Below are 22,607 nucleotides of genomic sequence, written 5' to 3' on the forward strand. Positions count from 1 at the left end.
GGGCCCAGCGGTCAGTCGTCGTCCTCCAGCGCGGCGTCCAGGCGCTGACGCGCGCCGTCGAGCCACTGCTGGCAGGCGGTCGCGAGGTGCTCGCCGCGCTCCCAGAGGGCGAGCGACTCCTCCAGGGTGGTGCCGCCGGCCTCGAGCCGGCGCACGACATCGACCAGCTCCTCCCGGGCGGCCTCGTAGGAGAGCTCCTGCTGGGGGGTGGGGTCAGCCATCGGTTCCTCCGGTGGTCTCGAGGGGGTCGGCCTCGACCCCGGTGGTGGTGGCGTGCACCCGGCCGTCGGCCACCCGCACGCTCACCGCGGCGCCGGCCGCGACGCCGGCGACCGAGGTCACGACGTGCCCGTCGGCGTCCTGCAGCACGGCGTACCCCCGCTCGAGCGTGGCGAGCGGCGAGAGCGCCCGGGCGCGGGCGCGCTGGTGGTCGATGTCGTCGGCGGCCCGGTCGAGGCGGTGGCCGAGGGTGCGGCGGGCCCGGTCGCGGAGCTGCTCGATCTCGGTGACCCGGGCCTCGACCAGCGAGCGCGGGTCGGCGAGCGCGGGCCGGGACCGGAGTGCGTCGAGGCCGGCCTGCTCCCGGGCGAGCCAGCCGGCGAGGACCGAGCGGAGCCGCTCGCGGGCGGCCTCGACCCCGCGCAGCTCATCGACGACGTCGGGCACGACCAGCTTCGCGGCGTCGGTGGGGGTCGAGGCGCGGACGTCGGCGACGAGGTCGAGCAGCGGCTGGTCCGGCTCGTGGCCGATCGCGGAGACCACCGGCGTGCGGGTCGCGGCGACCGCGCGGACCAGCGCCTCGTCGGAGAACGGCAGGAGGTCCTCGACCGAGCCGCCGCCGCGGGCCACCACGATCACGTCGACCTCGGGGTGGCGGTCGAGCCGGTCGATCGCCTCCATGACCTCCGCGCACGAGCGGGTGCCCTGCATGGCGGCGTACGCGACCTCGAAGCGGACCGCGGGCCAGCGGCGGCGCGCGTTCTCCAGGACGTCGCGCTCAGCGGCGCTGTTGGGCGCGGTCACCAGCCCCACGCGGGTGGGGAGGAAGGGCAGCGGCCGCTTGAGGTGGCGCTCGAAGAGGCCCTCGGCGGCCAGCAGCTGGCGGCGGCGCTCGAGCCGGGCGAGCAGCTCGCCGAGCCCGACCATCCGGATCTCGCGCGCGGCCAGGGAGAGCGTGCCGCGGTTGGCGTAGTAGGACGGCTTGGCGTGGATGACCACGCTCGCGCCCTCGACCAGCGGCGGGTTGAGGCTGTCGAAGAGCACGCGGGAGCAGGTCACCGGGACGGAGATGTCGGCGACCGCGTCGCGCAGCGTCATGAAGACGGTGCCCAGGCCCGGGCGCCGGCTGACCTGGGCGACCTGGCCCTCGACCCACACGGCTCCGAGCCGGTCGACCCAGCCGGCGATCGCATTGGCGATCTGCCGGACGGGCGCCGGCTCGGCGAGGGAGGTCTCCAGGGCCATGGCGGCGAGATTAGGGGATGCCACCGACCCCCCTATCCTGGGCCGCATGAGCACCGACATCGGCATGCCCCCGATCCTGTCGCCGGAGGACGCCGAGAAGGCGGTCCTGCTCGCGGCGCCGCGGGGCTACTGCGCCGGTGTCGACCGCGCGGTGGTCACGGTGGAGAAGGCCCTGGAGCTGTACGGCGCGCCGGTCTACGTCCGCAAGCAGATCGTCCACAACAAGCACGTCGTCTCCGACCTCGAGCAGCGCGGCGCGATCTTCGTCGAGGAGCTCGACGAGGTCCCGACCGGCCGCACCGTGGTGTTCTCCGCCCACGGCGTCAGCCCGGAGGTCCACCGCGAGGCCGCCGAGCGCGAGCTGAAGACGATCGATGCCACCTGCCCGCTGGTGACCAAGGTCCACCACGAGGCGAAGCGGTTCGCCGCCGAGGACTACGACATCCTGCTCATCGGCCACGAGGGCCACGAGGAGGTCGAGGGGACCGCCGGCGAGGCGCCCGAGCACATCCAGCTCGTCCAGAGCCCCGCGGACGTCGCCGGCATCGTCGTGCGCGACCCGGCCCGCGTCGCGTGGCTCTCCCAGACCACGCTCAGCGTCGATGAGACCCTGGAGACCGTCGCCGCGATCCGCGAGCGGTTCCCGCTGCTGCTGGACCCGCCGAGCGACGACATCTGCTACGCCACCCAGAACCGTCAGCTCGCGGTCAAGGAGATCGCCCTCGGCGCCGACCTGGTCATCGTGGTCGGGTCCGGCAACTCCTCGAACTCCGTGCGCCTGGTCGAGGTCGCCCTCGAGGCCGGCGCCAAGGCGTCGTACCGCGTCGACGACGCCTCCGAGATCGACGAGGCCTGGCTGGAGGGTGTCCGCACCGTCAGCGTGACCTCCGGTGCGAGCGTGCCGGAGTCGCTCGTCGACGGCGTGCTGGCCTACCTGGCCGAGCGGGGGTACCCCGACGCCAAGGCGGTGCACACCGCCGAGGAGAGCCTGATCTTCGCGCTGCCCAAGGAGCTGCGGCGCGACCTCAAGGCCGCGGCCCAGGCTCGCTGACCGGCTCGCTGACCGGCTCGCTGACCGGTCGGGGCGCCCTCCGGCGGAGGGTCGCGACCAGCTGCGCGCCGAGCAGCGCCAGCAGCACCGCGATGCCGGCGGCGAACCAGCCGACGTAGGACCGTTCGTCCGCCTCGGGCGCCAGGTCCGGCACGTCCTGGGCCACCTCGCCGGGCAGCGCCGCGGGGTCCAGGTCCCCGATCGGGCGGGCGGCTGCGCCATCGCTGACCAGCGCGTCACCGCCGAGCGTGTCCCACCCCTGGCGCGCCGCCTCCTCTGCGACCCACGTCCGCAGCACGTCGGAGCTCGGGCCGAGGGCGCCGAGGACGAGCACCGGGCGCCCCTCCTCGCCCGCGACCTGGAGCGCCGCACCGCGGGGGCCGCCGTCGTCGGGCCGCAGCCGGGCGCGGACCGCGACCGTGTCCGCCCAGGTCGCTCCGACCAGGAGCCCCGCGCCGTCGGCGAGCAGGTCCTCGGCGTCGACCACCGTGACGTCGAGGGGGTACGCCGCGGCGCGCTGCAGGCTCGCGACCACCAGCGAGGCGTCGGCGGCCGCGGCGGTGCGGGCCGGTCCCGCGCCGCGCAGGGCCACTGGGAGCCGGCCGGCGAGGGCCTGGGGGAACGCCGCGAGCTCCCTGCGGCCCGCGCGGCCCGCGGCCGACCCGTCGTCGAGGTCGGCGGTCAGCACCGAGGCGTCCCGGTCGAGCTGCACCTGCAGGGGCAGCAGCCCGCCGGCGGTGCAGCCGCCCTCGGGCACCGCGGTGAGCACCAGCTCGAGCTCGGCGGTCGGGCCCAGCCGGGACCCGGGCACGCTCGTCTCCACGGAGAACGAGCCGCCCTCGCCGAGGGTGCGGGAGTCGACGAGCCGCTCGTCGAGGTAGGTGTCCAGCCGGGCGCGGGTGCCGTCGGGGACGCCGGTGTGGGCGCCGGTGAGGCTCAGGTCGAGCCGGTCGACCGGCCCGCCGAAGGCGTCCTGGCGGAGGCGGAGCAGGGTCGCGCTGCGGCCGTAGCCGCTCAGCTCGGCGTCGGCGGCGCCCACGCCGAGGTCGGCGAGGGTGCGGGTGACGGTCGCGCCGGCCTCGGCGTCCGGACGGGGCCCTCGCGCGCCGGTGCCGGTGCCCGTGCTCGTGCCGATCAGCCGCAGGACCGTGCGGCGCAGGTCGTCCCCGGACCCCGTCACCGTCAGGCTCGGCAGCCCGAAGCGGACCTCCGCGCTGGTGGCGGCCGGCCCCGTGCCGGGGGTGATCCGAAGGACCCGCTGCCCGGCGCCGGCGCGGGGGAGCACCACGTCGGCGGTGGTGAGGCCGACGGGCACCCCCGCGGGGTAGCGCGCGGCCAGGGCGCCGACCGCGGCCAGGCCGGCGGAGAGCACGTCGTCGGGGGCGTTGCGCGGGACGACGACGTCGACCCGGGACGCGGCGGCCGGCAGGAACCGGGCGGGGGCCAGGTCGACCCGCTCGGTGCCCTGGTGCAGGAGGTGGAGGTTGGCGAGCCGGACGTCCACGGGGTCGACCGGGCGGCAGCCGGTCCGCTCGCCGTCGGGACGGAACCGGACGCCGAGGGTGATCGTGCCGTCCGGGCGGACGTCGCCGCGGCCGACCGGCAGCGCGACCCGCTGCCAGGCCCGGGCCGGGACGGAGCGGACGACGTCGCCGTTCACCAGCAGCAGCACCGTGCCGCGGGCGTCGTCGCCGACGGTCAGCGCGCCGGTGACCCAGCGCGGGTCGACCCCCGCGGGCACCGGGACGGCGACCGTCGCGGTCTGCTGCGCGCGGGTCTCGAGCGTCCCCGGCAGGGTCGTGCGCGCCGCCTGGGCGGGGGTCGCGCCGAGCACCGGCACGAGCACGCCGGCGCCCAGCCCGACGAGCACGGCGGCCACCGACGACGCGACGGCGCGCCTGGTCCGGAGCAGACCTCTTCCCACGAGCACACACCCCCCACGTCCGGCTCAGAGACGGCCCCAGCATCCCCGCCCGGTGGGGGCGGCAAACGCGGCGTCCGGGTCAGGTCTGGACGGGTCTAGGCTCGGGAGGTGGCCCGTTTCGTCGACATCCACCCCGACAACCCCCAGCCCCGCCTGCTCCAGCAGGTGGTGGACGCGTTGAACGACGACGCGCTGATCGCCTACCCGACCGACTCCGGGTACGCCCTCGGCTGCCGGGTGGGCAACCGCGACGGCCGCGACCGCATCCTGCGCATCCGCGGTCTCGACGACCGGCACCACTTCACGCTGGTGTGCCGTGACTTCTCCCAGCTCGGCCAGCTCGTCCACGTCGACAACGCGGCGTTCCGGGCGATCCGTGCCGCGACGCCGGGGCCGTACACCTTCATCCTCCCCGGCATGCCCGAGGTGCCGCGGCGGCTGCTGCACCCGAAGAAGAAGACCGTCGGCGTGCGGATCCCCGACCACGTCTTCGTCCAGGCGCTGCTGGAGAAGCTCGGCGAGCCGCTGCTCTCCAGCACCCTGATCCTCCCCGGCGAGACCGAGGCCCGGACCATGGGCTGGGAGATCAAGGAGGAGCTCGACAACGACGTCGACGTCGTCGTCGAGTGCGGCGAGACCCCGTCGGAGCCGACCACGGTCATCAACTGGTCCGACGGCGTCCCCGAGGTCGTACGCCGCGGCGCCGGCGACCCCGACCGCTTCGAGTCCTGACCTCCCGCCTCCGATGGCCGGCCTGCTGGGGTGGTCGAGGGTGGCTGGAGGGATAGTCCGACACACCTGGGCCCTTTGAGCGGGCCGAAAGGGCGCTCTCGTGGCGGACTATCCCGCCGGGCCGGGGGACGAGGGCCGTCGACCAGGGGCGAGCGGCTCAGGAGCCGAGCAGGTCCGTGGGCTGGCCGTTCGCGGTGAGCACGCGCTGGCGGACGAAGAGGCAGGCCAGGCAGAGCAGGTAGCCGCTCACCAGGGCGGCGCTGTGGGTCGACAACCCGGAGACGACCGCCTGGACCGCGCCGTCGTGGGGCTCGGCGATCGTGTCGGGGCGGGTGCTGCCGAGCAGGACGAAGACCACGAGCATGAGCAGCGGGGGGAGCACGCCGACGACGAAGAAGTCCGCGGGCCGCACCCGCAGGGCGAGCGCCACGCACAGGGCGACGAAGGCGAGGTCGAAGAGCAGCCCCACGTCGCCGAAGAGCCAGACGTCGAGGACGACCGCCGTCAGCGCGACGGCGAGGCCGAGCGCGACGACCGCGAAGGCGGGCTCGCGGCCCTCCTCCCACACCGTCCTGGCACGCTCCACGACTCCTCCTCGGCGCCGGTGGTCCGTCGGGCCGTGGCCCCTCAGGCCACGGTAGGGCCGCGGTCGGCGTCGTCGGGGGCGGCACGCCGGTCCACCGCCCGCAGCTCGACCGCGCGCGGGGCGGGCAGCTCGTCCTCGGTGACCGCGAGATCGGTGAACCGGCGGGCCGCGACGAGCACCCGGGTCTCCAGCGAGCCGACCGCGGCGTTGTAGTGCCCGACGGCGGCGTTGAGCGAGCGGCCGACGGAGTCGAGGTGGCCGCCGAAGGTGCCGAGCCGGGTGTGCAGGTCGCGCCCGAGCCGGTGGATCTCCCGGGCCTGGTCGGCCAGCGCCTCGTGGGTCCAGCCGTGGGCGACGGTGCGCAGCAGCGCGATCAGCGTGGTGGGGGAGGCGAGCACGACCTGCTTGGCGGCGGCGTGCTCGAGCAGCCCGCCGTCGGTCTCGAGCGCGGCGGCGAGGAACGACTCGGCCGGCACGAAGAGGACGACGAACTCCGGGGTCTCCGGCAGCGAGCGCCAGTAGGCCTTGGAGCCGAGCTGGTCGACGTGGGTGCGCAGCTGGCGGGCGTGCCGGGCCAGGTGGTGGCGGCGCTGGGTGTCGTCGTCGGCGGAGCTCGCGTCGAGGTAGGCGTCGAGCGGCACCTTGGCGTCCACGACCACCCGCCGGCCGCCGACCAGGTTGACGACGAGGTCGGGCCGCAGCGCGCCGTCCTCCAGCCGGACCTGCTCGGTGAAGTCGCACCGGTCGACCAGGCCGGCCAGCTCCACGGCCCGGCGCAGGTGCAGCTCGCCCCACCGGCCGCGCACCTGCGGCTTGCGCAGCGCGGTCGCCAGCGACTGGGTCTCGCGGCGCAGGTCGTCGACCTGCTGGTGCAGCCGCCCGGTCCAGCCCTCGCGCTGGAGGTCGAGGTGGCGCAGCTGGTCGCTGAGCCGGTCCAGGCCCTGCATCACCTCCGCGGACTCCAGCGCGCCCTCGACCACCGCCGGTCGCGACCGCGCCCACAGCACGCCGACCAGCGCGCCGAGCGCGAGCCCGACCGCGAGCGCGAGGAACAACGTCACCGTCTGCATGGCCGCAGCATGCCGCGGACCGCCGACAGTCCCACCGACAGTGCCGCGGACGGGCCACGGGCCGACCCGATTGGCCGGGGCCGGGCCTGGTCACCGGCGGGGAAGTCCGCACCCCATCGAGGAGTACCCGTGAACCTGACCCATGTCCCGCTCCGCGTCGCCACCGGCGCGTTCATCCTCAACTCCGGCGTCAGCAAGCTCGGCGCCGACGAGGGCACCGCCGGGTACCTCCACGGCGCCGCGGCATCGACGTACCCGGCGCTGTTCAAGGACATGAAGCCCGTGAGCTTCGCCCAGCTGCTCGCCTACAGCGAGATCGCGGTCGGCGCGGCGCTGCTCACCCCGAAGGTGCCCGCGACGGTCGCGGGCGGCGTGCTGACCGCGTTCGGCGCGAGCCTGGTCGGGATGTACCTCAAGACCCCCTCGATGACCCTCGACGACGGCATCCGCCCCAGCCCGGAGGGCATCGGCGTGGCCAAGGACGTCTGGCTGGTCGGCGCCGGCCTCACGCTGCTGACCCAGGGCATCACCGGGGCGGCGAAGTCCGGCGTCAAGTCGACCAAGCGCGCGGTCAAGAAGGCCAACCCGATCAGCAGCTGAGCGCTCGGCTGAGACCGGCCGGGCCCTCAGTCCAGGTCGACGACCACGGGGGCGTGGTCGGAGGCGCCCTGGCCGGCGCGTTCCTCGCGGTCGATGAACGCGCCGGTCACCCGCTCGGCGAACGGCGCGGAGCCCAGGACGAAGTCGATCCGCAGGCCGCGGTTGCGCTCGAAGCGCTGCCGGTAGTAGTCCCAGTAGGTGTAGACCTCCGGGCCCGGCGCGTGCGGGCGGACCACGTCGACGTACCCGTCGTCGAGGAAGGCCTGGAAGGCCGCCCGCTCGCGCGGGGTGACGTGCGTCGAGGTCGCGAACTGCTTGGGGTCGAAGACGTCCTCGTCGGTCGGGGCGACGTTCCAGTCGCCGACCAGCGCGGTCGGGGTGTCGCGCCAGTCCTTCGCCGCCTCGCGCAGCCGGGCCAGCCAGTCGAGCTTGTAGTGGTAGTGCGGGTCGTCGACCTTGCGGCCGTTGGGGACGTAGAGCGACCAGACCCGTACGCCGCCGCAGGTCGCGCCGATCGCGCGCGCCTCGGACTCCGCCGGGTCGCCCCAGCCCGGCTGGCCCGGGAAGCCCACCTCGACGTCCTCGAGGCCGACCCGGCTGAGCACCGCGACGCCGTTCCACTGGTTGGTGCCGGCGTAGGCGACCTCGTAGCCCATCGACTGCAGACCCATGAGCGGGACCTGCTCCTCGCGGGCCTTGGTCTCCTGCAGGGCGAGCACGTCGACGTCGTGCCGCTCGAGGAAGGCCTCGACCCGCGCGATGCGTGACCGGAGGGAATTGACGTTCCAAGTAGCGACCCGCACGCGCCCCACCCTAGGCACCGCCTAGGGTCATGCCATGGCCCGGGCTGCTGCGTGGATGGTGCATGCGTACACGATGTCCGGGGCGGTGCTGGGCCTGTTGATGGTCCACCTGTCCTACCAGGGCGAGGTCGAGGCCGTCCTGTGGCTCTTCCTGGTCGCGATGCTCGTCGACGGGACCGACGGATTCCTGGCCCGGCGCTTCCGGGTCAAGGAGGTGGTGCCCGAGATCGACGGCGCACTGCTGGACAACATCGTCGACTACCTCACCTACGCCTTCGCGCCGATGATCCTGCTGTGGGCGACGGGCCGGCTGCCCGACGGCGCCTGGGGTGCGGTGGTGGCGGCGGTGCCGCTGGTGGCCTCCTGCTACCAGTTCTGCCGCAGCGACGCGAAGACCGAGGACCACTACTTCCGCGGGTTCCCGAGCTACTGGAACATCGTGGCCTTCCACGTCTTCGTCCTCGACCTCTCGGTCACCGCGACGGTCGTGCTGCTGCTCGTGCTCGCGGTGCTGGTCTACGTGCCGGTGCGCTACGTCTACCCCTCGCGCACCGAGGCGCTGTGGGGGCTGAACATGACCCTGGCGACCGCGTGGCTCGCGGTCTACGCGCTGCTCGTCCTCGACCTGCCCGACCCCTCCACCGTCCTGGTCGGGGCCTCGCTGGCCTACGTCGCCTACTACACCGCCGTCAGCGGCTGGCTGACGCTCTCGGGGCGCCGTCGGGAGGCGGCGATAACGTCGCTGGCGTGATCGTCACCTTCGACCTGTTCAGCGCCCTGACCGACAGCCGCACCGGCGCCCCGCGCGTGCTGGCCGAGCTGGCGACCGAGCGCGGGTGGCCGCAGTCGGGCGAGGAGCTCTACGACCGCTGGGACGGCCACAACAAGGCGCTCCAGCGCACCGCGACCGCGCCGACCACGTTCCACGACCTCTCCCGCGAGGCGCTGGCGCGGGCCTGGGCCGAGCTCGGCCACGACCAGGGGTACGTCGACGCCGACACCGCCCGCCTGGAGGACTCGGTCGGCGAGTGGCCGCTGTGGCCCGACGTGGCCGCGGGGGTCGCCGCCGTCGCGCGCGACCACCGCGTGGGGCTGCTCTCGAACGTCGACGACGACCTGGCGCGGCGCACCCGCGCCCACGCGCTGGTCGACCCGGCGCTCGTGATGACCTCCCAGCGGCTCGGCGCGTACAAGCCGAGCCGCGAGATCTACGCCCGCGCCGCGGCCGAGGCCGCACCGGACCGGCTGGTCCACGTGGCGGCGTCGGCACGCGACGTACGCGGGGCGATCGAGGCTGGCCTGCCGACGGTGCGGCTGGTGCGGCCCGGCCACGTCGTGGACGCGACAGGGCCGCGGCCGCCGGTCGAGGTGACCGACGCCGCGGCCCTGGCCGAGGCGGTCGCGGGGGTCTGACCCCCGCAACCCGGTGGTGCTCAGGTGGTGGGGACCACCAGGATCGCCCAGGCGACGAGCGGGGCGATCACCACGATCGACATGCCCCACTGCATGAGCCGCTTGAAGACCAGCTCGCGGTCGGCGGCGTCGGCGTTGGCGACGACCAGCGCGCCGTTGGTGGAGAACGGGCTGCAGTCGACGACCGAGCTGGAGATCGCCAGCGCCGCGATCAGGCCGATCGCGTTGACCTGGTCGGTCAGCAGGAACGGCACGGCGAGCGGGATGAGCGCGCCGATGATGCCGGTCGTGGACGCGAAGGCCGAGACCACCGCGGCGATGAGGCAGATGAGCAGCGCCGCCACGAGCGGGGCGCCGACCTCGGCGACCTGCTCGCCGACCCAGTCGACGACGCCCTGGTCCTGGAGCAGGTTGACGTAGGTGACGATGCCGCCGATCAGCAGCACGGTGCCCCAGCTGATCTTCTCGACCGCGCCCTTGGCGGAGGTGGGGAAGGCGAGGGTGAGCGCGACCGCGATGGTCAGCGCGGTGAAGCCGACGTCGAGGTCGAAGCCGAGCGCGCCGACCATGAGCGCGACCAGGCCGAGCAGCGTGACGATGCGCTGGGGGTCGAGGGTGTGCTCCGGGTCGACGGGCTCGGTGCTGCCCCCGCCGGTGCTGCGGGAGGCCTCGACGGCGGAGTACGGCGTGCCGGGGCCGCCGGAGCGCATCGCGGCGTGGCTGGCGGCCTCGGCCTCGGCGCCCATGGCCGAGACGGTCGCGGTCTCCTTGCCGCGCGCGATCAGGGCCCGGCCGCCGAAGGCGACGTAGGTGATCGCGGCGATCAGCGCGGCGGCGGTGAAGGTGGTGAGGAAGAGGACCAGCTGGTTGCCCGGCAGGTTGTTCTGGTCGACCACGCCGTTGGTGATCGAGCCGAAGATGCCGATGGGGGAGAAGGAGCCGGCGGTCGCGCCCTGCACGACCATCATGCCCATCATCATCGGGTTGATGGAGTAGCGCAGTGCGAAGCCCATGGCGACCGGCGCGACGATGGCGACCGCGGCGGGGCTGACCGCGCCGATCGAGGTCACGGCCGCGCAGACCAGGAACATCGCCCACGGCACGAGCGCGACGCGACCGCCGACCGCGCGGACGGCGGCGTGCACGATCCAGTCGACGGTGCCGTTGTTCTTGGCCAGGGCGAAGAGGTAGGTGACTCCGACGAGGATGACGAACAGGTCGCTGGGGAAGCCGCCCAGCACGCCGTCGGCATCGAGGTCGTAGACGGCGAGGCCGACGATGAACGCGGCGACGAGCGCGAGCGCGCCCATGTTGACGCCGCGGACGGTCGCCACCAGGAACACGATCACGAGGACCGCGAGTGAGACGAGTTCGGTGGACACAGGTGCTTCCCTCCAGTGTGATGCGCGTCATGCGCCGTGGGGATTGATCATGTCAGTGGCTAGGCCACCTGACAACTGGACCACTGGGTCACTACGATCGAAGGCATGTCCGAGGAGCCGCCCCCGCGCCGCCTGACCCCGCTGCGGCGCGAGCGCCTCTACGAGAGCCTGGCCGCGCACATCTCGGACTTCATCGAGGCCCAGGGGCTCGTCGGCGGGGACCGGCTGCCGCCCGAGCGGCAGCTCGCGGCCGAGCTCGGCGTCAGCCGGGCGACGCTGTCGCGGGCGCTCGCCTCGCTCGAGACCCGCGGGCGCATCGAGGTGCGGCACGGGGTCGGCGCGCTGGTCCGGGAGCCGGAGCCGCCCGGCGGTGCGGCCTGGCAGGCCGGGCTGGCCGAACGGCCGCGCTCGGAGGTCCAGGTCGCCCGCGAGGCCGTGCTCGCCGGGCTGGCCCGGGTCGCCGCCGGGGCGGACAGCTCGCTGCGCACCGCCATGCTCGCCCCCGACGGCCGGCCGCGGACCTTCGACCACACCTGGCGGTGCGTACGCCGCCTGGCCGGCGGCGGCCTGCTCGCCGAGCTCGACGACGCCCTCGCCGGGCACGCGCCCGGCCCGGGGGACACGCCCGAGGCGCGCGAGCGGCTCGACGCGCTGGCCGACGCCGTGCTCCGGGGCGACGCGGCCGCGGCGGCCACGACCTGCCAGGGCATGCTGGGCGGCTGACCGCTCGACGAGGCGGGCCCCGCGCGGGCCAGGAGAGGGACGCACGTGGTGGACGGCCTGCTCGAGCACGTCTGGGTGGTGCTCGCCGGCTTCGGCGCCGGCCTGCTCACCTCGACCGTGGGGGTGGCCAGCCTGCTCAGCTTCCCGGTGCTCCTGGCCGTCGGGCTGCCGCCGGTGGTCGCCAACGTCTCGAACACCCTCGGGCTGATCCCCGCCGGCGCCGGCGGCGCGGTCGGCTATCGCGACGAGCTGAAGGTGGAGCCGGCGCTGACGGTGCGGGTGATCGCGCTCTCCGCGGTCGGTGGGCTGCTCGGCGCGGGCCTGCTGCTGGCCCTGCCCTCCAGCGTCTTCGAGGCGGTCGTGCCGTGGCTGATCCTCGGCACCTGCGTGCTCGTCGCCGCCCAGCCGCGCATCTCCGCCGCGCTGCGCGCCCGCCACGGCCCCGGTGAGCGGCCCGTCCGGCTGCGTCTCTCGCCGGTCGCGACCGTCTTCGTCGTGCTGACCGGCGTCTACGGCGGCTACTTCGGCGCCGGCGCCGGCGTCATGATGATCGCCGTCCTCGCGCTCTCCCTCGACCTCGACTTCGGCGTCGTCGCCGGCATCCGGACCACCTCGCTGATGGCCTCCAACCTCGTCGCGGGGATCGTCTTCACCCTGGTCGCCGAGGTCGACTGGGTCGTCGTCGCGCTGCTCGCCCTCAGCTCGGTCGGCGGCGGCTACCTCGGCGCCCGGATCGCCCGCCGGCTCCCCGCCACCGCCCTGCGCGCCGCCGTGCTCGTCGCCGGCGTCGTCGCCGCGGTCACCCTGCTGGTCTGACCGGGTCCCTCGTGCGCAGGCCTGAGCCGTGCCCGGGGGCGGGCACGGGCCGGCTGGCGGGATAGTCCGGCACAGGAGCGCCCTGAGGTCCGCCGGAAAGGGCGCGCTGGTGTCGGACTATCCCGCCAAGGGCGCGCTCGTGTCGGACTACCCCGCCGGCCCCGCCCGCCAGTGCGGGGGCGGCCCGAGGTCGGCGCAGGGGTCGGCGCAGAGGTCAGCGCAGGTCGGCCACCGCCGCGACGAGCCGATCCACGTCCTCCTCGGAGGTGTACGCCGCCAGGCCGGCGCGCACGCCGCCGGTGTCGCCCAGCCCGGCGTGCCGCGAGGCCTCGAGCGCGTAGAAGTGGCCCGCCGGCGCGTTGACCCCCTGGTCGGCCAGGTGCCGCGCGACGTCGACCGGGGCGTGGCCGGCCACGGTGAACAGCACGGTCGGGGTGCGGCGGGCCGGCGCACCGTGCAGCGTGACGCCGTCGATCGCGCGCAGCCCGTCGACCAGGTGGTCGAGCAGGGCCGACTCGCGGGCCTCCAGGGCCGCCATCGAGCGCAGCAGCCGCTCGCGCCGGTCACCGCCACCCGGCTCGAGGCCGGCCATGAAGTCCACGGCCGCGGTCACGCCGGCCAGCAGCTCGTGGGGGAGCGTGCCGAGCTCGAACCGCTCGGGCACCACGTCGGTCGAGGGCAGCAGCTTGTCGGGGTGGAGGGTCTCCAGGAACGCCGGGTCGCCGGCGAGCAGCCCGAGGTGCGGGCCGAAGAACTTGTAGGGCGAGCACGCGAGCAGGTCGACCCCGAGCGCCGACCGGTCGACCGGCGCGTGCGGGGCCAGGTGCACCGCGTCGAGGTAGACCAGGGCGCCGGCCTCGTGGGCCGCGTCCGCGAGGCGACGTACGTCGGGGCGGGTGCCGAGGAGGTTGGAGCCGGCGGTGAACGCCACCAGCCGGGTCCGCTCGCCCAGCAGCGGGGCGAGGTCGTCGAGCTCGGCGGTCGCGGGGTCGAAGCCGAGCCACCGCACGGTCGCGCCGGCGCGCTCGGCCGCGGTCACCCAGGGGCGGATGTTGGCGTCGTGGTCGAGCCGGGTCACGACCACCTCGTCGCCCGGGCCCCAGGAGCGAGACAGCGTGCGGGCCATGTCGAAGGTCAGCTGGGTCATCGAGCGGCCCACGACCACCCCGCGCGGGTCGGTGCCGAGCAGGTCCCCGGCGGCGGCGCGGGCCTCGGCGACGATCCGCTCGGTGCGAGCCTCGGCCTCGGTGGTGGTGCCGCGGTTGCCGAGCCCCGCGGTCATCGCGGCCGCGACCGCGCCGGCGACCTGGCGCGGCACCTGCGAGCCGCCGGGCCCGTCGAAGTGGGCGACCCCGAGGTCGAGGGCGGGGAAGCAGGCACGGATCCGGTCGACGTCCACGCCGCGATGCTCCCACCCGGCGCGGGAGCGGGCGGCGACGACCCGGTCGTGATTCGGCCGGGTCCCGCGCGGCTCCGTACACTCGCCGCTCGTGGCTCTCACCATCGGCATCGTCGGTCTCCCCAACGCGGGCAAGTCCACCCTCTTCAACGCCCTGACCAAGAACGACGTGCTCGCGGCGAACTACCCGTTCGCCACCATCGAGCCGAACGTCGGGGTCGTGGGCGTGCCGGACGAGCGGCTGCCGGTCCTGGCCGAGATCTTCGGCAGCGCCAAGATCCTCCCGGCCACGGTGGAGTTCGTCGACATCGCCGGCATCGTCCGCGGCGCGTCGGAGGGCGAGGGCCTGGGCAACAAGTTCCTCTCCCACATCCGCGAGTCCGCCGCGATCTGCCAGGTCACCCGGGTCTTCCGCGACGAGGACGTCACCCACGTCGACGGCGAGGTCAACCCCGCCAACGACATCTCCACCATCCAGACCGAGCTGATCCTCGCCGACCTGCAGACGGTCGAGAAGGCGATCCCGCGGCTGGAGAAGGAGGCGCGCGGCAACAAGGCGCTCGTCGCGAACCTGGAGGCCGCCAAGGAGGCGCTCGGCCACCTCGAGGCCGGTACGCCGGTCATCGCGACGTCGGTGGACCGCGAGCTGATCCGCGAGCTGTCGCTGCTGACCGCCAAGCCCTTCATCTACGTCTTCAACTGCGACGCCGACGAGCTGGCCGACGAGGCCCTCAAGGACCGGATGCGCGAGATCGTCGCGCCGTCCGAGGCGATCTTCCTGGACGCGAAGTTCGAGTCCGAGCTGGTGGAGCTCGGCGACGACGACGAGGCCCGCGCGATGCTCGCCGAGATGGGCGTGGAGGAGCCCGGCCTCGACGTGCTCGCCCGGGTCGGCTTCGACACCCTCGGCCTGCAGACCTACCTGACCGCCGGCCCCAAGGAGACCCGGGCCTGGACGATCAAGAAGGGCGCCACCGCCCCCGAGGCCGCCGGCGTCATCCACACCGACTTCCAGCGCGGCTTCATCAAGGCCGAGATCGTCTCCTTCACCGACCTCGTCGAGGCCGGCTCCATGCAGAAGGCCAAGGAGGCCGGCAAGGTCCGCATGGAGGGCAAGGACTACGTCATGGCCGACGGCGACGTCGTGGAGTTCAGGTTCAATGTCTAGTTGCGGTCCAACCGGAGGGCTCTTCGCGGGCTGAGTGCTGATGCGTAGCCTCCTCGCATGACCGAGCTACGAGACTGGCGTCAGGAGCGCATCCAATCCGCGATCGATGGGCGGAATCCGACAGTGCTCGCGGAGTTGTCTGCCGCTTACGCGGTCATCGGCGATGTCCAGTTCCTTCCCGGCTACGCACTCGCCCTGACCAAGACTCCGGGTGTCGACCGGCTGTCCGATCTGCCGCGTGCTGAGCGTTTGCGCTACCTCGCCGATGTCGACCTCCTCGCCGACGCGGTCGAGACCGTGTGTCGTCGGTTGGACCCGGCCTTTCGGCGGCTCAACGTCGAGATCCTCGGGAACACCGACGCCTTTCTGCATTGCCACATCTGGCCTCGTTACGAGTGGGAGTCGCCCGACATCGTCGGTCGGCCAGTCTGGCTGTACGACGCCAGCAACTGGCGCGACCCCGCGACCGCGTTGGGTCCCGCTCACGACGAGTTGAGGGCGGCGTTGGCCGCAGAGGTTGTTTCGCGACGCGACTCGGTGGAGTTCCGCTTCAACGTCTGACCGGTCACTGGCCTCGGAGAGGCGCACCCGGCCGGCGTCCGACCAGCTGGTGACCACGCCGCGGCCCTGTCGTGGCCGAGCCGCTGGGGACGTACGCCGCGACAGACGTCGAAGCATGGGTGCCGGGCAACGGATCTGGCATGTGGATGGCTGCCGGCCCGGTCAGGGCAGCGGCAGCACTTTGAGCTGTCCGCGGGAGGTGACGCCCAGCTTGCGGAAGATGCTGCGGAGGTGGGCCTCGATCGTGCGGGGGCTGAGAAAGAGGTGCGCAGCGACCTCCCGGGAGGTCGCGCCGGTGGCCACCAGCCGAGCGATCTGCAGCTCCTGGGCGGTGAGGGCGTCGGTCGGCTGGGCGGTCGGCTGAGCGGTCCGCTTGCGGGGATGCTCGCCCGTGGCCCGCAGCTCCCGGGCGGCGCGCTCGGCGAACGCCTCCATACCCATGTCCGACAGCTGCTGGTGGGCGGTGCGCAGCTGTTCCCGGGCGTCCTGGCGACGACCCTCGCGGCGCAACCACTCGCCGTAGACGAGGTGGGTACGGCCGAGGAAGGCGGGATACCGGCAGTTGGTGAGCCTCGCGATCGCCTCGCGGTAGTGCTCCTCGGCGGCGGGCCCGGTCGTGGTCAGCGCACGTGAGCGCGCGGCCAGGCCCAGCGCGAAGTCCGTCCCACTGGCGCGGGCCCGGGAGCTGAGCAGCTCGAGCGCGGCCTCCGCACGCTCCGGATCACCGGCGCGGACTGCCGCCTCGACCAGCTCCGGGAGGGCCAGGCTGCTGTACGCCACGTCGTCGTGCTCGCACGGCGGTCTCGCCGCGGCGAGCGCGTCGTCGTAGTTGCCCAAGCCGTTGTGCAGCGCCGCCAGCGTTGCCTGAGCCAGGGCGACCGGTGCGCCCTCGCCCCGCTCCGTCGCCTCCTCGACCATGGCTGCGTACAGCTCCAAGGCTTCGGCCTGGCGACCACGCCAGGCAGCCAGCATGAACCGGGCATTCGGCAGCGGCGGGGCGCCGATCACCTGGGTGATCGTGGCTTCCTCGGCGGCCAGCTCGGTGGCTGAGGCCAGCTCACCGGCGAGCACGAGGATCGAGGCGACGGCGTTGAGCGCGGCGGGGAGCGTGGACAGGGAGCCGGCCTCGCGGGCGAGCCGGACGGCCCGGTTGGCCAACGCGGACAGTGCCTGGTCATCCCACAGCATCGCCGCGACGTGGCAGGCCAGCCACAGCCAGGGGCGGTCGTTGTCGTCGTCAACGGCGGATTCATGGTCAAGAAGGGTCTCCAAGGCCCGCTGCAGGGTGGGAACGCTCGCCTCGTACCCGTCCGTGAACCTCGTGGTCAGCCCGTCCAGCAGCAGATCGACCGGCCGCGGCGGCACCGGTGCTCGGGGAGCGTCGCGGGCAGCTCGGGCCACGCCGAGCACCCCGGAACCGCAGGCGAGGTCACCGGCGTGGACCGCGGCATCCATCGCGTGGAGGTAGGTGTCGCGGGCCAGCGACGAGTCCAGCGGAGCCAAGGTCTTGGCGGCGTCGAGCAGCATCCCCGGTATGTCGCTGCCTCGGGTCAGGTGGAACGCGATCTGAGCGCGTAGCAACCTGAGCCGCCCGAGCTGCAGAGGCGCGAGTGGCCCGGCCGCGGCGACGGTCAGCAGCTCCAGGGCGGACGTGAACGCACCGGCGTCGTGCTTGGCGTGCGCGGCCTCGAGTGCCCGAGTCGCGCGGGTGGCCGGATCGGGGGTCAGGTCGCTCGCAAGCTGCAGGAACGCGGCGGCAGCGGCGAGCCCACCGCGGGCACGGGCACGACCAGCAGAGCGCTCCAGCTCCGCGGCGACCTGCTCGTCGGTGCCCACGACCGCCTTCGCGCGGTGCCAGGCGCGTCGGTCGGGGTCGGACACGGGGTCGCTGGCGGCGGCCAGCGCGTCGTGCACGCGGCGCCGATCGGGGGGCTTGGCAGCGCGGTAGACCGCCGAACGCGCCAGTGGATGCGCAAACCGCACTCGCGTGTCGATCTCCAGCAACCCCGCTGCCCCGGCCGGTGCGGCCGCATCAGCTCGGATACCCAGGTGCGTGGCTGCACGCCACAGCAGTGCCACGTCCCCGGTCGGCTCCGCCGAGGCGAGCAACAGCAGCAGCTGCACCTCGGCCGGGAGGCTGCGCGCACGGCGCTGGAAGCTGTCCTCGACGCGGCGTGGGACAGCCACGACGTCCGGCGGCTCGAACCCGCCGGCGAACCCGTCGGCCAGTGGCGTGCTGCGGGGGAGCTCCAGCAGGGCCAGCGGGTTGCCGCGCGCTTCGGCGATGAACCGGTCGCACACCGCGGCGTCCAGCGTCGTGTGGGTCACCGACGCCAGCAGCCTTCGGGCGTCGCTCTCGCGAAGCGCCCCCAGGCGCAGCTCAGGCAATCCCGAGAACGGGTGAAGGCCGTCCGCTGGGGGGTCGCGCACCACGAGCACCAACGCCAGCCGCTCCGCTGCGACCCGCCGCGCCACGAAGGCCAGGACCTGGGCAGACGCCTCGTCCAGCCACTGCGCATCGTCGACGAGGCACAGCAGCGGAGTCTCCTCAGCAACCTCGGCCAGCAGGTTGAGGACCGCCAGTCCGACAAGGAACTGGTCCGGTGCGGCACCGGCTTGCTGTCCGAACGCCACGCCGAGAGCGGCCCGCTGGGGATCGGGCAACGTGCCGGCGCGGTCCAGCATCGGCGCGCACAGCTGGTGCAGCCCTGCGAAGGCGAACTGGGTCTCGGACTCCACGCCCACCGCGCTCTCGACCCTGAACCCCACGTCGGACGCCGTGGCGCGGGCATGCTCGACCAGCGCCGTCTTGCCGATGCCCGCTTCCCCGCGCACGACGAGAACTCCGCTTCGTCCTGACTGCGACCGGGCGAGCAGCTGTTTGACTGCTTCCCACTCCTCGTGCCGGCCCAGCAGCGTCGTCAGCTTCACGCCCGCCTCCTGCACTCAGGGAACGAGGGTGGGCAGGACCAGTGCTGCGCACCGAGCCCGACTGAGCGAGTGGTGGGCTGTCGACGGACCGGCAAGGACCCTGGTCGAGAAGCTCGATCGACGGATCGGCCCGTCTCCCACATGCGACGAACACGTCGGTCAGCGGATGTTCGCATGAACTGCCGCCTCGATCGGTGTCGAGCCTTGCGTGAGCTCGAGGATCTGCCGTCGGATCAGGGGCTCATGGAGCAACGCTGCCAGAGTGGCCGCGACGTCCTCCCGCGAGATCTCGTCATGAGGCTGCGCGGGACCGAGGGCGATCGTCCCGGTCCCCGCCCGATCGACGAGCATCGCCGGTCGGAGGATGAGCCAGTCGAGGTAGCTCTCGCTCACGGTGACATCCACCAGCTTCTTCACCGCGAAGTAGAACTCCTTGTCCTCGTCGAGATCATCTCCGCGTCCCGCTTCAGGAAGCACCGACAGCAACGCGAATCGGGGCACGTCTGCGAGGCGGGTCGCCTCGAGCGCCTTGACGACACCCTCACCGTCGATCTCGGAGGTGTCCTTCTTGGCGCCGCCGTTCGATCCGGCGGCGAAGACCGTGACGTGGACTCCACTGAGCATGGGTGCAAGGGCCTCAGCCGACATGTCGGCGAGCTCGCCGACCTGCGCGACCGTACCTCGGGCTGCCAGCCTGTCCCGCTGATCTGCGCGGCGCACGAGCCCGAGGACCTCGTCGCCGCGGTCGGTCAGGTTCCGTGCCAGCAGCCCCCCGACGGCGCCGCTGACCCCGATGATGAACACCCTCAACGTCTGCTCCGTTCCCCATCTCGATCGGCTGTGCCCCAGGCCCTCGCGCTGCTCCTGATCGTCGCGAAGTCCCAGACTCACGCGGCAGCCCGCTCGTTCGCATCAGGGAGAAATGCCTAGTCTCATCAGCCCACGCTCACCAGGAGCTTCGGACCGTGGCCGGGTGTCCGCGGGTTCAGGGGAGCTGGAGCTCTCGGAGCTGTCGTCGCGAGGTGATGCCCAGCTTGCGGAAGATGTTGCGCAGGTGGGCCTCGATCGTGCGGGGGCTCAGGAACAGCTGACCGCCGACCTCCCGGGAGGTCGCGCCGGTGGCAACCAGCCGTGCGATGTTCAGCTCGTGGGCGGTGAGGGCGTCGGTCGGCTGGACGGTCCGTTTGCGGGGATGCTCGCCGGTGGCGCGCAGCTCGCGGGAGGCGCGCTCCGCGAAGGCCTCCACACCCATGTCGGACAGCATCCGGTGGGCGGTACGGAGTTGCTCCCGTGCGTCCTGGCGGCGACCTTCGCGGCGCAGCCACTCCCCGTAGACGAGGTGGGCGCGGGCGAGGTGGGCAGCCATCCGAGAGCTGCCCAGCCGCTCGATCGCCTCGCGGTAGTGCTCCTCGGCGGCAGGACCGGTCGTGGTCAGCGCCCGCGAGCGCGCCGCCAACCCCAGCGCGAACTGCGTCCCACTGGCGCGCGCCCGGGAGTCGAGCTGCGCCAACGCCGCCTCCGCGCGCTCCGGCTCACCGGCACGGACTGCCGCTTCGATGAACTCGGGCAACGCGCTGCTGCTGTGCGGGAACTCGTCGTTCTCCCACGGTTGGGTCGCAGTGGCGAGCGCTTGGTCGTAGTTGCCCAAGCCGTTGTGCAGGTAGGCCAGCGAGACCTGGCTCGAGCCGACCGTGGTGCCCTCACCCCGCTTCGTCGCCTCCGCCAGAACAGCCTCGTTGAGGTCGGCGGCTTCGGTCTGTCGGCCGCGCCAGGCAGCCAGGATGAACCTGGCATTGGGCAGCGGCGGGGCCCCGGTCGCCCGGGAGATGGCATCCTCCTCCGAGAGGAGCTCACCGGCACGGGAGAGCTCGCCGGCCAGCACCAGATAGACCGCCATGGCATTGAGTGCAGCGGGAAGCGTGGACAGTGCGCCTGTCTCGCGGGCGAGCGGGACGGCGCTGCTGGCCAGGGCGCGGAACGACTCGTCGTCCCACAGCATCACCGAGACATGGCAGGCCAGCCAGAGCCACCGACCGTGGTCGGGGCGACGCCCCGAATCGTCATGCCGGAGAGCCTCGAGAGCTTTCTGCAGCGTGGGAACGCTCGCCTCATAGCCTTGCGTGAACCTCAGGGTCAGTCCGTCCAGCAGCAGATCCACCGGCCGGAGGGGCGTGGGCGGCGGAGGGGCGTCTCGGGCAGCCTCGGCCACCTCCCGCAACCCGCGGCCCCGTGCGGCGAGCCGACCAGCGTGGAAGGACGCCTCGAACGCCTGCACGTAGGCTTCTCTCGCGCGCGCGGCGTCCAGCGGCGCCAGCGCCTTGGCCGCCTGGAGAAGCATCGTCGGCTCGTCGCTCCCGCGCCTGGTGTGGAACGCGATCTGTGCGCGCAGCAAGTCGAGGCGGGCGCGTGGCAGGGCGTCCAGTGGCCCGGTGTCGGCGACGCCCAGCAGCTCCAGAGCCACGTCGGATGCACCGGCGTCGTGCTTGGCGTGCGCGGCCTCCAGTGCCCGCCTCGCCCGGGCGGCTGGCTCGGGGGTCAGCACGACGGCTTGCTGCAGGAACGCGGCTGCAGCGGCCAGCCCGCCCCGGGCAAGCGCCCGGTCGGCTGAGTGCTCCAGCTCCGCGGCGGCGTCCTCGTCGGTGCCCTGCACCGCCTGCGCCCGGTGCCAGGCACGCCGATCAGGGTCGAGCAGGGGGTCGGTGGCGGCGGCCAGCGCTGCGTGCGCGCGGCGACGGTCCGGCGGTGTGGCGGCCCGGTAGATCGCCGAGCGCACCAGCGGGTGACGAAACCGCACCAGGGTGCCGATCTGGAACAAACCAGCGGCTTCCGCCGGCGCGGCCGCGCCCGGTTCGATCCCCAGCCGCGCCGCAGCGCGCCACAGCAGCTCCACCTCGCCGGTCGGGTCGGTGGCCGCGAGCAACAACAGCAGGCGCGTCTCGGCAGGCAGGCCGGCCGATCGGCGTTGGAAGCTGTCCGCGACACGATGTGGCACACCGCGCACGTCGGGGAGCTCGAACCCGCCGGCCAGCTGTGCGGCCTGCGCGCTGCGGGGCAGCTCCAGCAGCGCCAAGGGGTTGCCGCACGCCTCGGTGACGATCCGCTCGCGCACGGAGTCGTCCAGCGGTGTGTGAAAAGCTGACGCCAGCAGCTCCCGGGCATCGGTCCCGCCAAGCCGGGCCAGGTGCAGTGCTGGCAGCCCGGCGAAGTGCTCGATGTCGGCCTCGTCGGAGTCGCGAACCGCGGCCATCAACCCCACCCGTTCGGCCTCCACCCGCCGCGCCACGAACACCAGCACCTGAGCGGACGCCTCGTCCAGCCACTGCGCATCGTCGATGAGGCACAGCAGCGGAGCCTCCTCGGCAACTTCGGCCAGCAGGTTGAGGGTGGCCAACCCCACCAGGAACCGGTTCGGTGCGACACCGTCGCGCAGCCCGAACGCCACACCAAGGGCGGCCTGCTGCGGGTCGGGCAGCGCGTCGGCGCGGCCCAGCAGCGGCGCGCACAGCTGGTGCAGGCCCGCGAACGCGAACTGCGTCTCAGGCTCCACGCCGACCGCGCTCTCGACCCGAAAGCCCGAGCGGGCCGCGGCTCTGCGGGCGTACTCGAGCAGCGCAGTCTTCCCGATGCCGGCTTCTCCGCGCACCACGAGAGCCCCGCTGCGCCCGCGCTGTGCCTGCGCCAGCAGCTGCTCGACCGCTTCGGTCTCCGTGCGCCGGCCGACGAGGTGGGTCACCTTCGCTCCCCTCCGAGGTGGCACCGGACCGGGTCATCCTCGCCTATGCGAAGCGGTCACGTCCAAGGGTGTGGTCAAGCTCGTCGATGTCGGGATGTCGCGGGCCACCGGCGATCCGGCCGCGACGATGACCCACGCCCGGGCCTTCCTGGGGACTCCTGCGTACCTCTCGCCCGAGCAGGGTGCGCGGTGAAACCGCGGATGCCCGTAGCGATCGGTTTCAGTGCGCACCAGAGTTCAGGTGCCGGACT

20 protein-coding genes are annotated in these 22,607 nt (G+C 73.5%); 9 read left to right on the forward strand and 11 right to left on the reverse strand.

The features are described from left to right. Positions 1-11 precede the first annotated feature (11 nt). Together HPC71_RS04850 and xseA are read right to left on the reverse strand one after the other, a co-directional pair. Positions 12-221, reverse strand: coding sequence for an exodeoxyribonuclease VII small subunit (locus HPC71_RS04850; RefSeq protein WP_154613925.1), 210 nt, complete (start codon positions 219-221; stop codon positions 12-14). Next, complete coding sequence (gene xseA, locus HPC71_RS04855) at positions 214-1,464, reverse strand: exodeoxyribonuclease VII large subunit (RefSeq protein ID WP_154613926.1); 1,251 nt, start codon at positions 1,462-1,464, stop codon at positions 214-216. Before xseA ends, HPC71_RS04850 begins: the two co-directional genes overlap by 8 nt. Positions 1,465-1,510: 46 nt before the next feature. Here xseA and HPC71_RS04860 point away from each other — a divergent pair, with 46 nt between their 5' ends. Beyond that, on the forward strand, positions 1,511-2,515 hold the full coding sequence (locus tag HPC71_RS04860; protein WP_154613927.1) for a 4-hydroxy-3-methylbut-2-enyl diphosphate reductase: 1,005 nt from the start codon (positions 1,511-1,513) through the stop codon (positions 2,513-2,515). Here HPC71_RS04860 and HPC71_RS04865 read toward each other — a convergent pair. Beyond that, positions 2,490-4,394 (reverse strand): hypothetical protein, encoded by a 1,905-nt coding sequence (locus tag HPC71_RS04865; RefSeq protein ID WP_154613928.1) that lies wholly within the window; start codon positions 4,392-4,394, stop codon positions 2,490-2,492. The genes HPC71_RS04860 and HPC71_RS04865 overlap by 26 nt on opposite strands. A 153-nt stretch (positions 4,395-4,547) precedes the next feature. Here HPC71_RS04865 and HPC71_RS04870 point away from each other — a divergent pair, with 153 nt between their 5' ends. Next, positions 4,548-5,171 carry an L-threonylcarbamoyladenylate synthase gene (locus HPC71_RS04870; RefSeq protein WP_171896202.1) on the forward strand — a complete coding sequence of 208 codons (624 nt, stop codon included), beginning with the start codon at positions 4,548-4,550 and terminating at the stop codon, positions 5,169-5,171. A gap of 157 nt (positions 5,172-5,328) precedes the next feature. Here the strand turns inward: HPC71_RS04870 and HPC71_RS04875 are convergent, their stop codons facing one another. Continuing rightward, positions 5,329-5,757: a DUF6542 domain-containing protein gene (locus HPC71_RS04875; protein ID WP_253943901.1), complete on the reverse strand. Its 429-nt coding sequence runs from the start codon at positions 5,755-5,757 to the stop codon at positions 5,329-5,331. Positions 5,758-5,798: 41 nt separating this feature from the next. Further along, positions 5,799-6,827 carry a DNA recombination protein RmuC gene (locus HPC71_RS04880; protein ID WP_154613929.1) on the reverse strand — a complete coding sequence of 343 codons (1,029 nt, stop codon included), beginning with the start codon at positions 6,825-6,827 and terminating at the stop codon, positions 5,799-5,801. A gap of 129 nt (positions 6,828-6,956) precedes the next feature. Between HPC71_RS04880 and HPC71_RS04885 the strand changes: the two genes are divergently transcribed. Beyond that, positions 6,957-7,427 (forward strand): hypothetical protein, encoded by a 471-nt coding sequence (locus tag HPC71_RS04885; RefSeq protein ID WP_171896204.1) that lies wholly within the window; start codon positions 6,957-6,959, stop codon positions 7,425-7,427. Between the two features lie 26 nt (positions 7,428-7,453). Here the strand turns inward: HPC71_RS04885 and HPC71_RS04890 are convergent, their stop codons facing one another. After that, complete coding sequence (locus HPC71_RS04890) at positions 7,454-8,230, reverse strand: exodeoxyribonuclease III (protein WP_171896205.1); 777 nt, start codon at positions 8,228-8,230, stop codon at positions 7,454-7,456. Positions 8,231-8,264: 34 nt separating this feature from the next. Between HPC71_RS04890 and HPC71_RS04895 the strand changes: the two genes are divergently transcribed. Continuing rightward, positions 8,265-8,981: a CDP-alcohol phosphatidyltransferase family protein gene (locus tag HPC71_RS04895; protein WP_154613930.1), complete on the forward strand. Its 717-nt coding sequence runs from the start codon at positions 8,265-8,267 to the stop codon at positions 8,979-8,981. Next, positions 8,978-9,643, forward strand: a complete 666-nt coding sequence (locus tag HPC71_RS04900) for an HAD-IA family hydrolase (RefSeq protein WP_171896207.1) — start codon at positions 8,978-8,980, stop codon at positions 9,641-9,643. Before HPC71_RS04895 ends, HPC71_RS04900 begins: the two co-directional genes overlap by 4 nt. Before the next feature lie 20 nt (positions 9,644-9,663). Here the strand turns inward: HPC71_RS04900 and HPC71_RS04905 are convergent, their stop codons facing one another. Further along, complete coding sequence (locus HPC71_RS04905) at positions 9,664-11,025, reverse strand: SLC13 family permease (RefSeq protein ID WP_171896209.1); 1,362 nt, start codon at positions 11,023-11,025, stop codon at positions 9,664-9,666. A 105-nt stretch (positions 11,026-11,130) separates the two neighbouring features. On the opposite strand from HPC71_RS04905, the gene HPC71_RS04910 reads away from it, so the two are divergent. Together HPC71_RS04910 and HPC71_RS04915 are read left to right on the forward strand one after the other, a co-directional pair. After that, entirely contained in the window at positions 11,131-11,748 is a 618-nt protein-coding gene (locus HPC71_RS04910; protein WP_154613931.1) for a FadR/GntR family transcriptional regulator, read from the forward strand. Positions 11,749-11,796: 48 nt separating this feature from the next. Then, positions 11,797-12,564 carry a sulfite exporter TauE/SafE family protein gene (locus HPC71_RS04915; RefSeq protein ID WP_171896210.1) on the forward strand — a complete coding sequence of 256 codons (768 nt, stop codon included), beginning with the start codon at positions 11,797-11,799 and terminating at the stop codon, positions 12,562-12,564. Between the two features lie 214 nt (positions 12,565-12,778). On the opposite strand, the gene HPC71_RS04920 is transcribed toward HPC71_RS04915, so the two are convergent. Next, positions 12,779-13,963: a cysteine desulfurase-like protein gene (locus tag HPC71_RS04920; protein WP_253943902.1), complete on the reverse strand. Its 1,185-nt coding sequence runs from the start codon at positions 13,961-13,963 to the stop codon at positions 12,779-12,781. Between the two features lie 91 nt (positions 13,964-14,054). Here HPC71_RS04920 and ychF point away from each other — a divergent pair, with 91 nt between their 5' ends. Next, a complete protein-coding gene (gene ychF / locus HPC71_RS04925) occupies positions 14,055-15,131 on the forward strand; it encodes a redox-regulated ATPase YchF (protein ID WP_171896212.1) in 1,077 nt (358 codons plus the stop codon). Positions 15,132-15,188: 57 nt separating this feature from the next. Beyond that, positions 15,189-15,692: an HIT family protein gene (locus HPC71_RS04930; RefSeq protein WP_154613933.1), complete on the forward strand. Its 504-nt coding sequence runs from the start codon at positions 15,189-15,191 to the stop codon at positions 15,690-15,692. Between the two features lie 162 nt (positions 15,693-15,854). Here the strand turns inward: HPC71_RS04930 and HPC71_RS04935 are convergent, their stop codons facing one another. The 3 genes from HPC71_RS04935 to HPC71_RS04945 all read right to left on the reverse strand — a co-directional run bounded on the left by HPC71_RS04935 (position 15,855) and on the right by HPC71_RS04945 (position 22,380). Continuing rightward, a complete protein-coding gene (locus HPC71_RS04935; RefSeq protein ID WP_216656551.1) occupies positions 15,855-18,623 on the reverse strand; it encodes an ATP-binding protein in 2,769 nt (922 codons plus the stop codon). A 159-nt stretch (positions 18,624-18,782) separates the two neighbouring features. Next, entirely contained in the window at positions 18,783-19,427 is a 645-nt protein-coding gene (locus HPC71_RS04940; RefSeq protein ID WP_253943903.1) for an NAD(P)H-binding protein, read from the reverse strand. A 181-nt stretch (positions 19,428-19,608) separates the two neighbouring features. After that, entirely contained in the window at positions 19,609-22,380 is a 2,772-nt protein-coding gene (locus HPC71_RS04945) for a BREX system ATP-binding domain-containing protein (RefSeq protein ID WP_171896214.1), read from the reverse strand. Between the last annotated feature and the right edge of the window lie 227 nt (positions 22,381-22,607).

It is taken from the genome of Nocardioides marmotae, from assembly GCF_013177455.1.
Taxonomy (GTDB): domain Bacteria; phylum Actinomycetota; class Actinomycetes; order Propionibacteriales; family Nocardioidaceae; genus Nocardioides; species Nocardioides marmotae.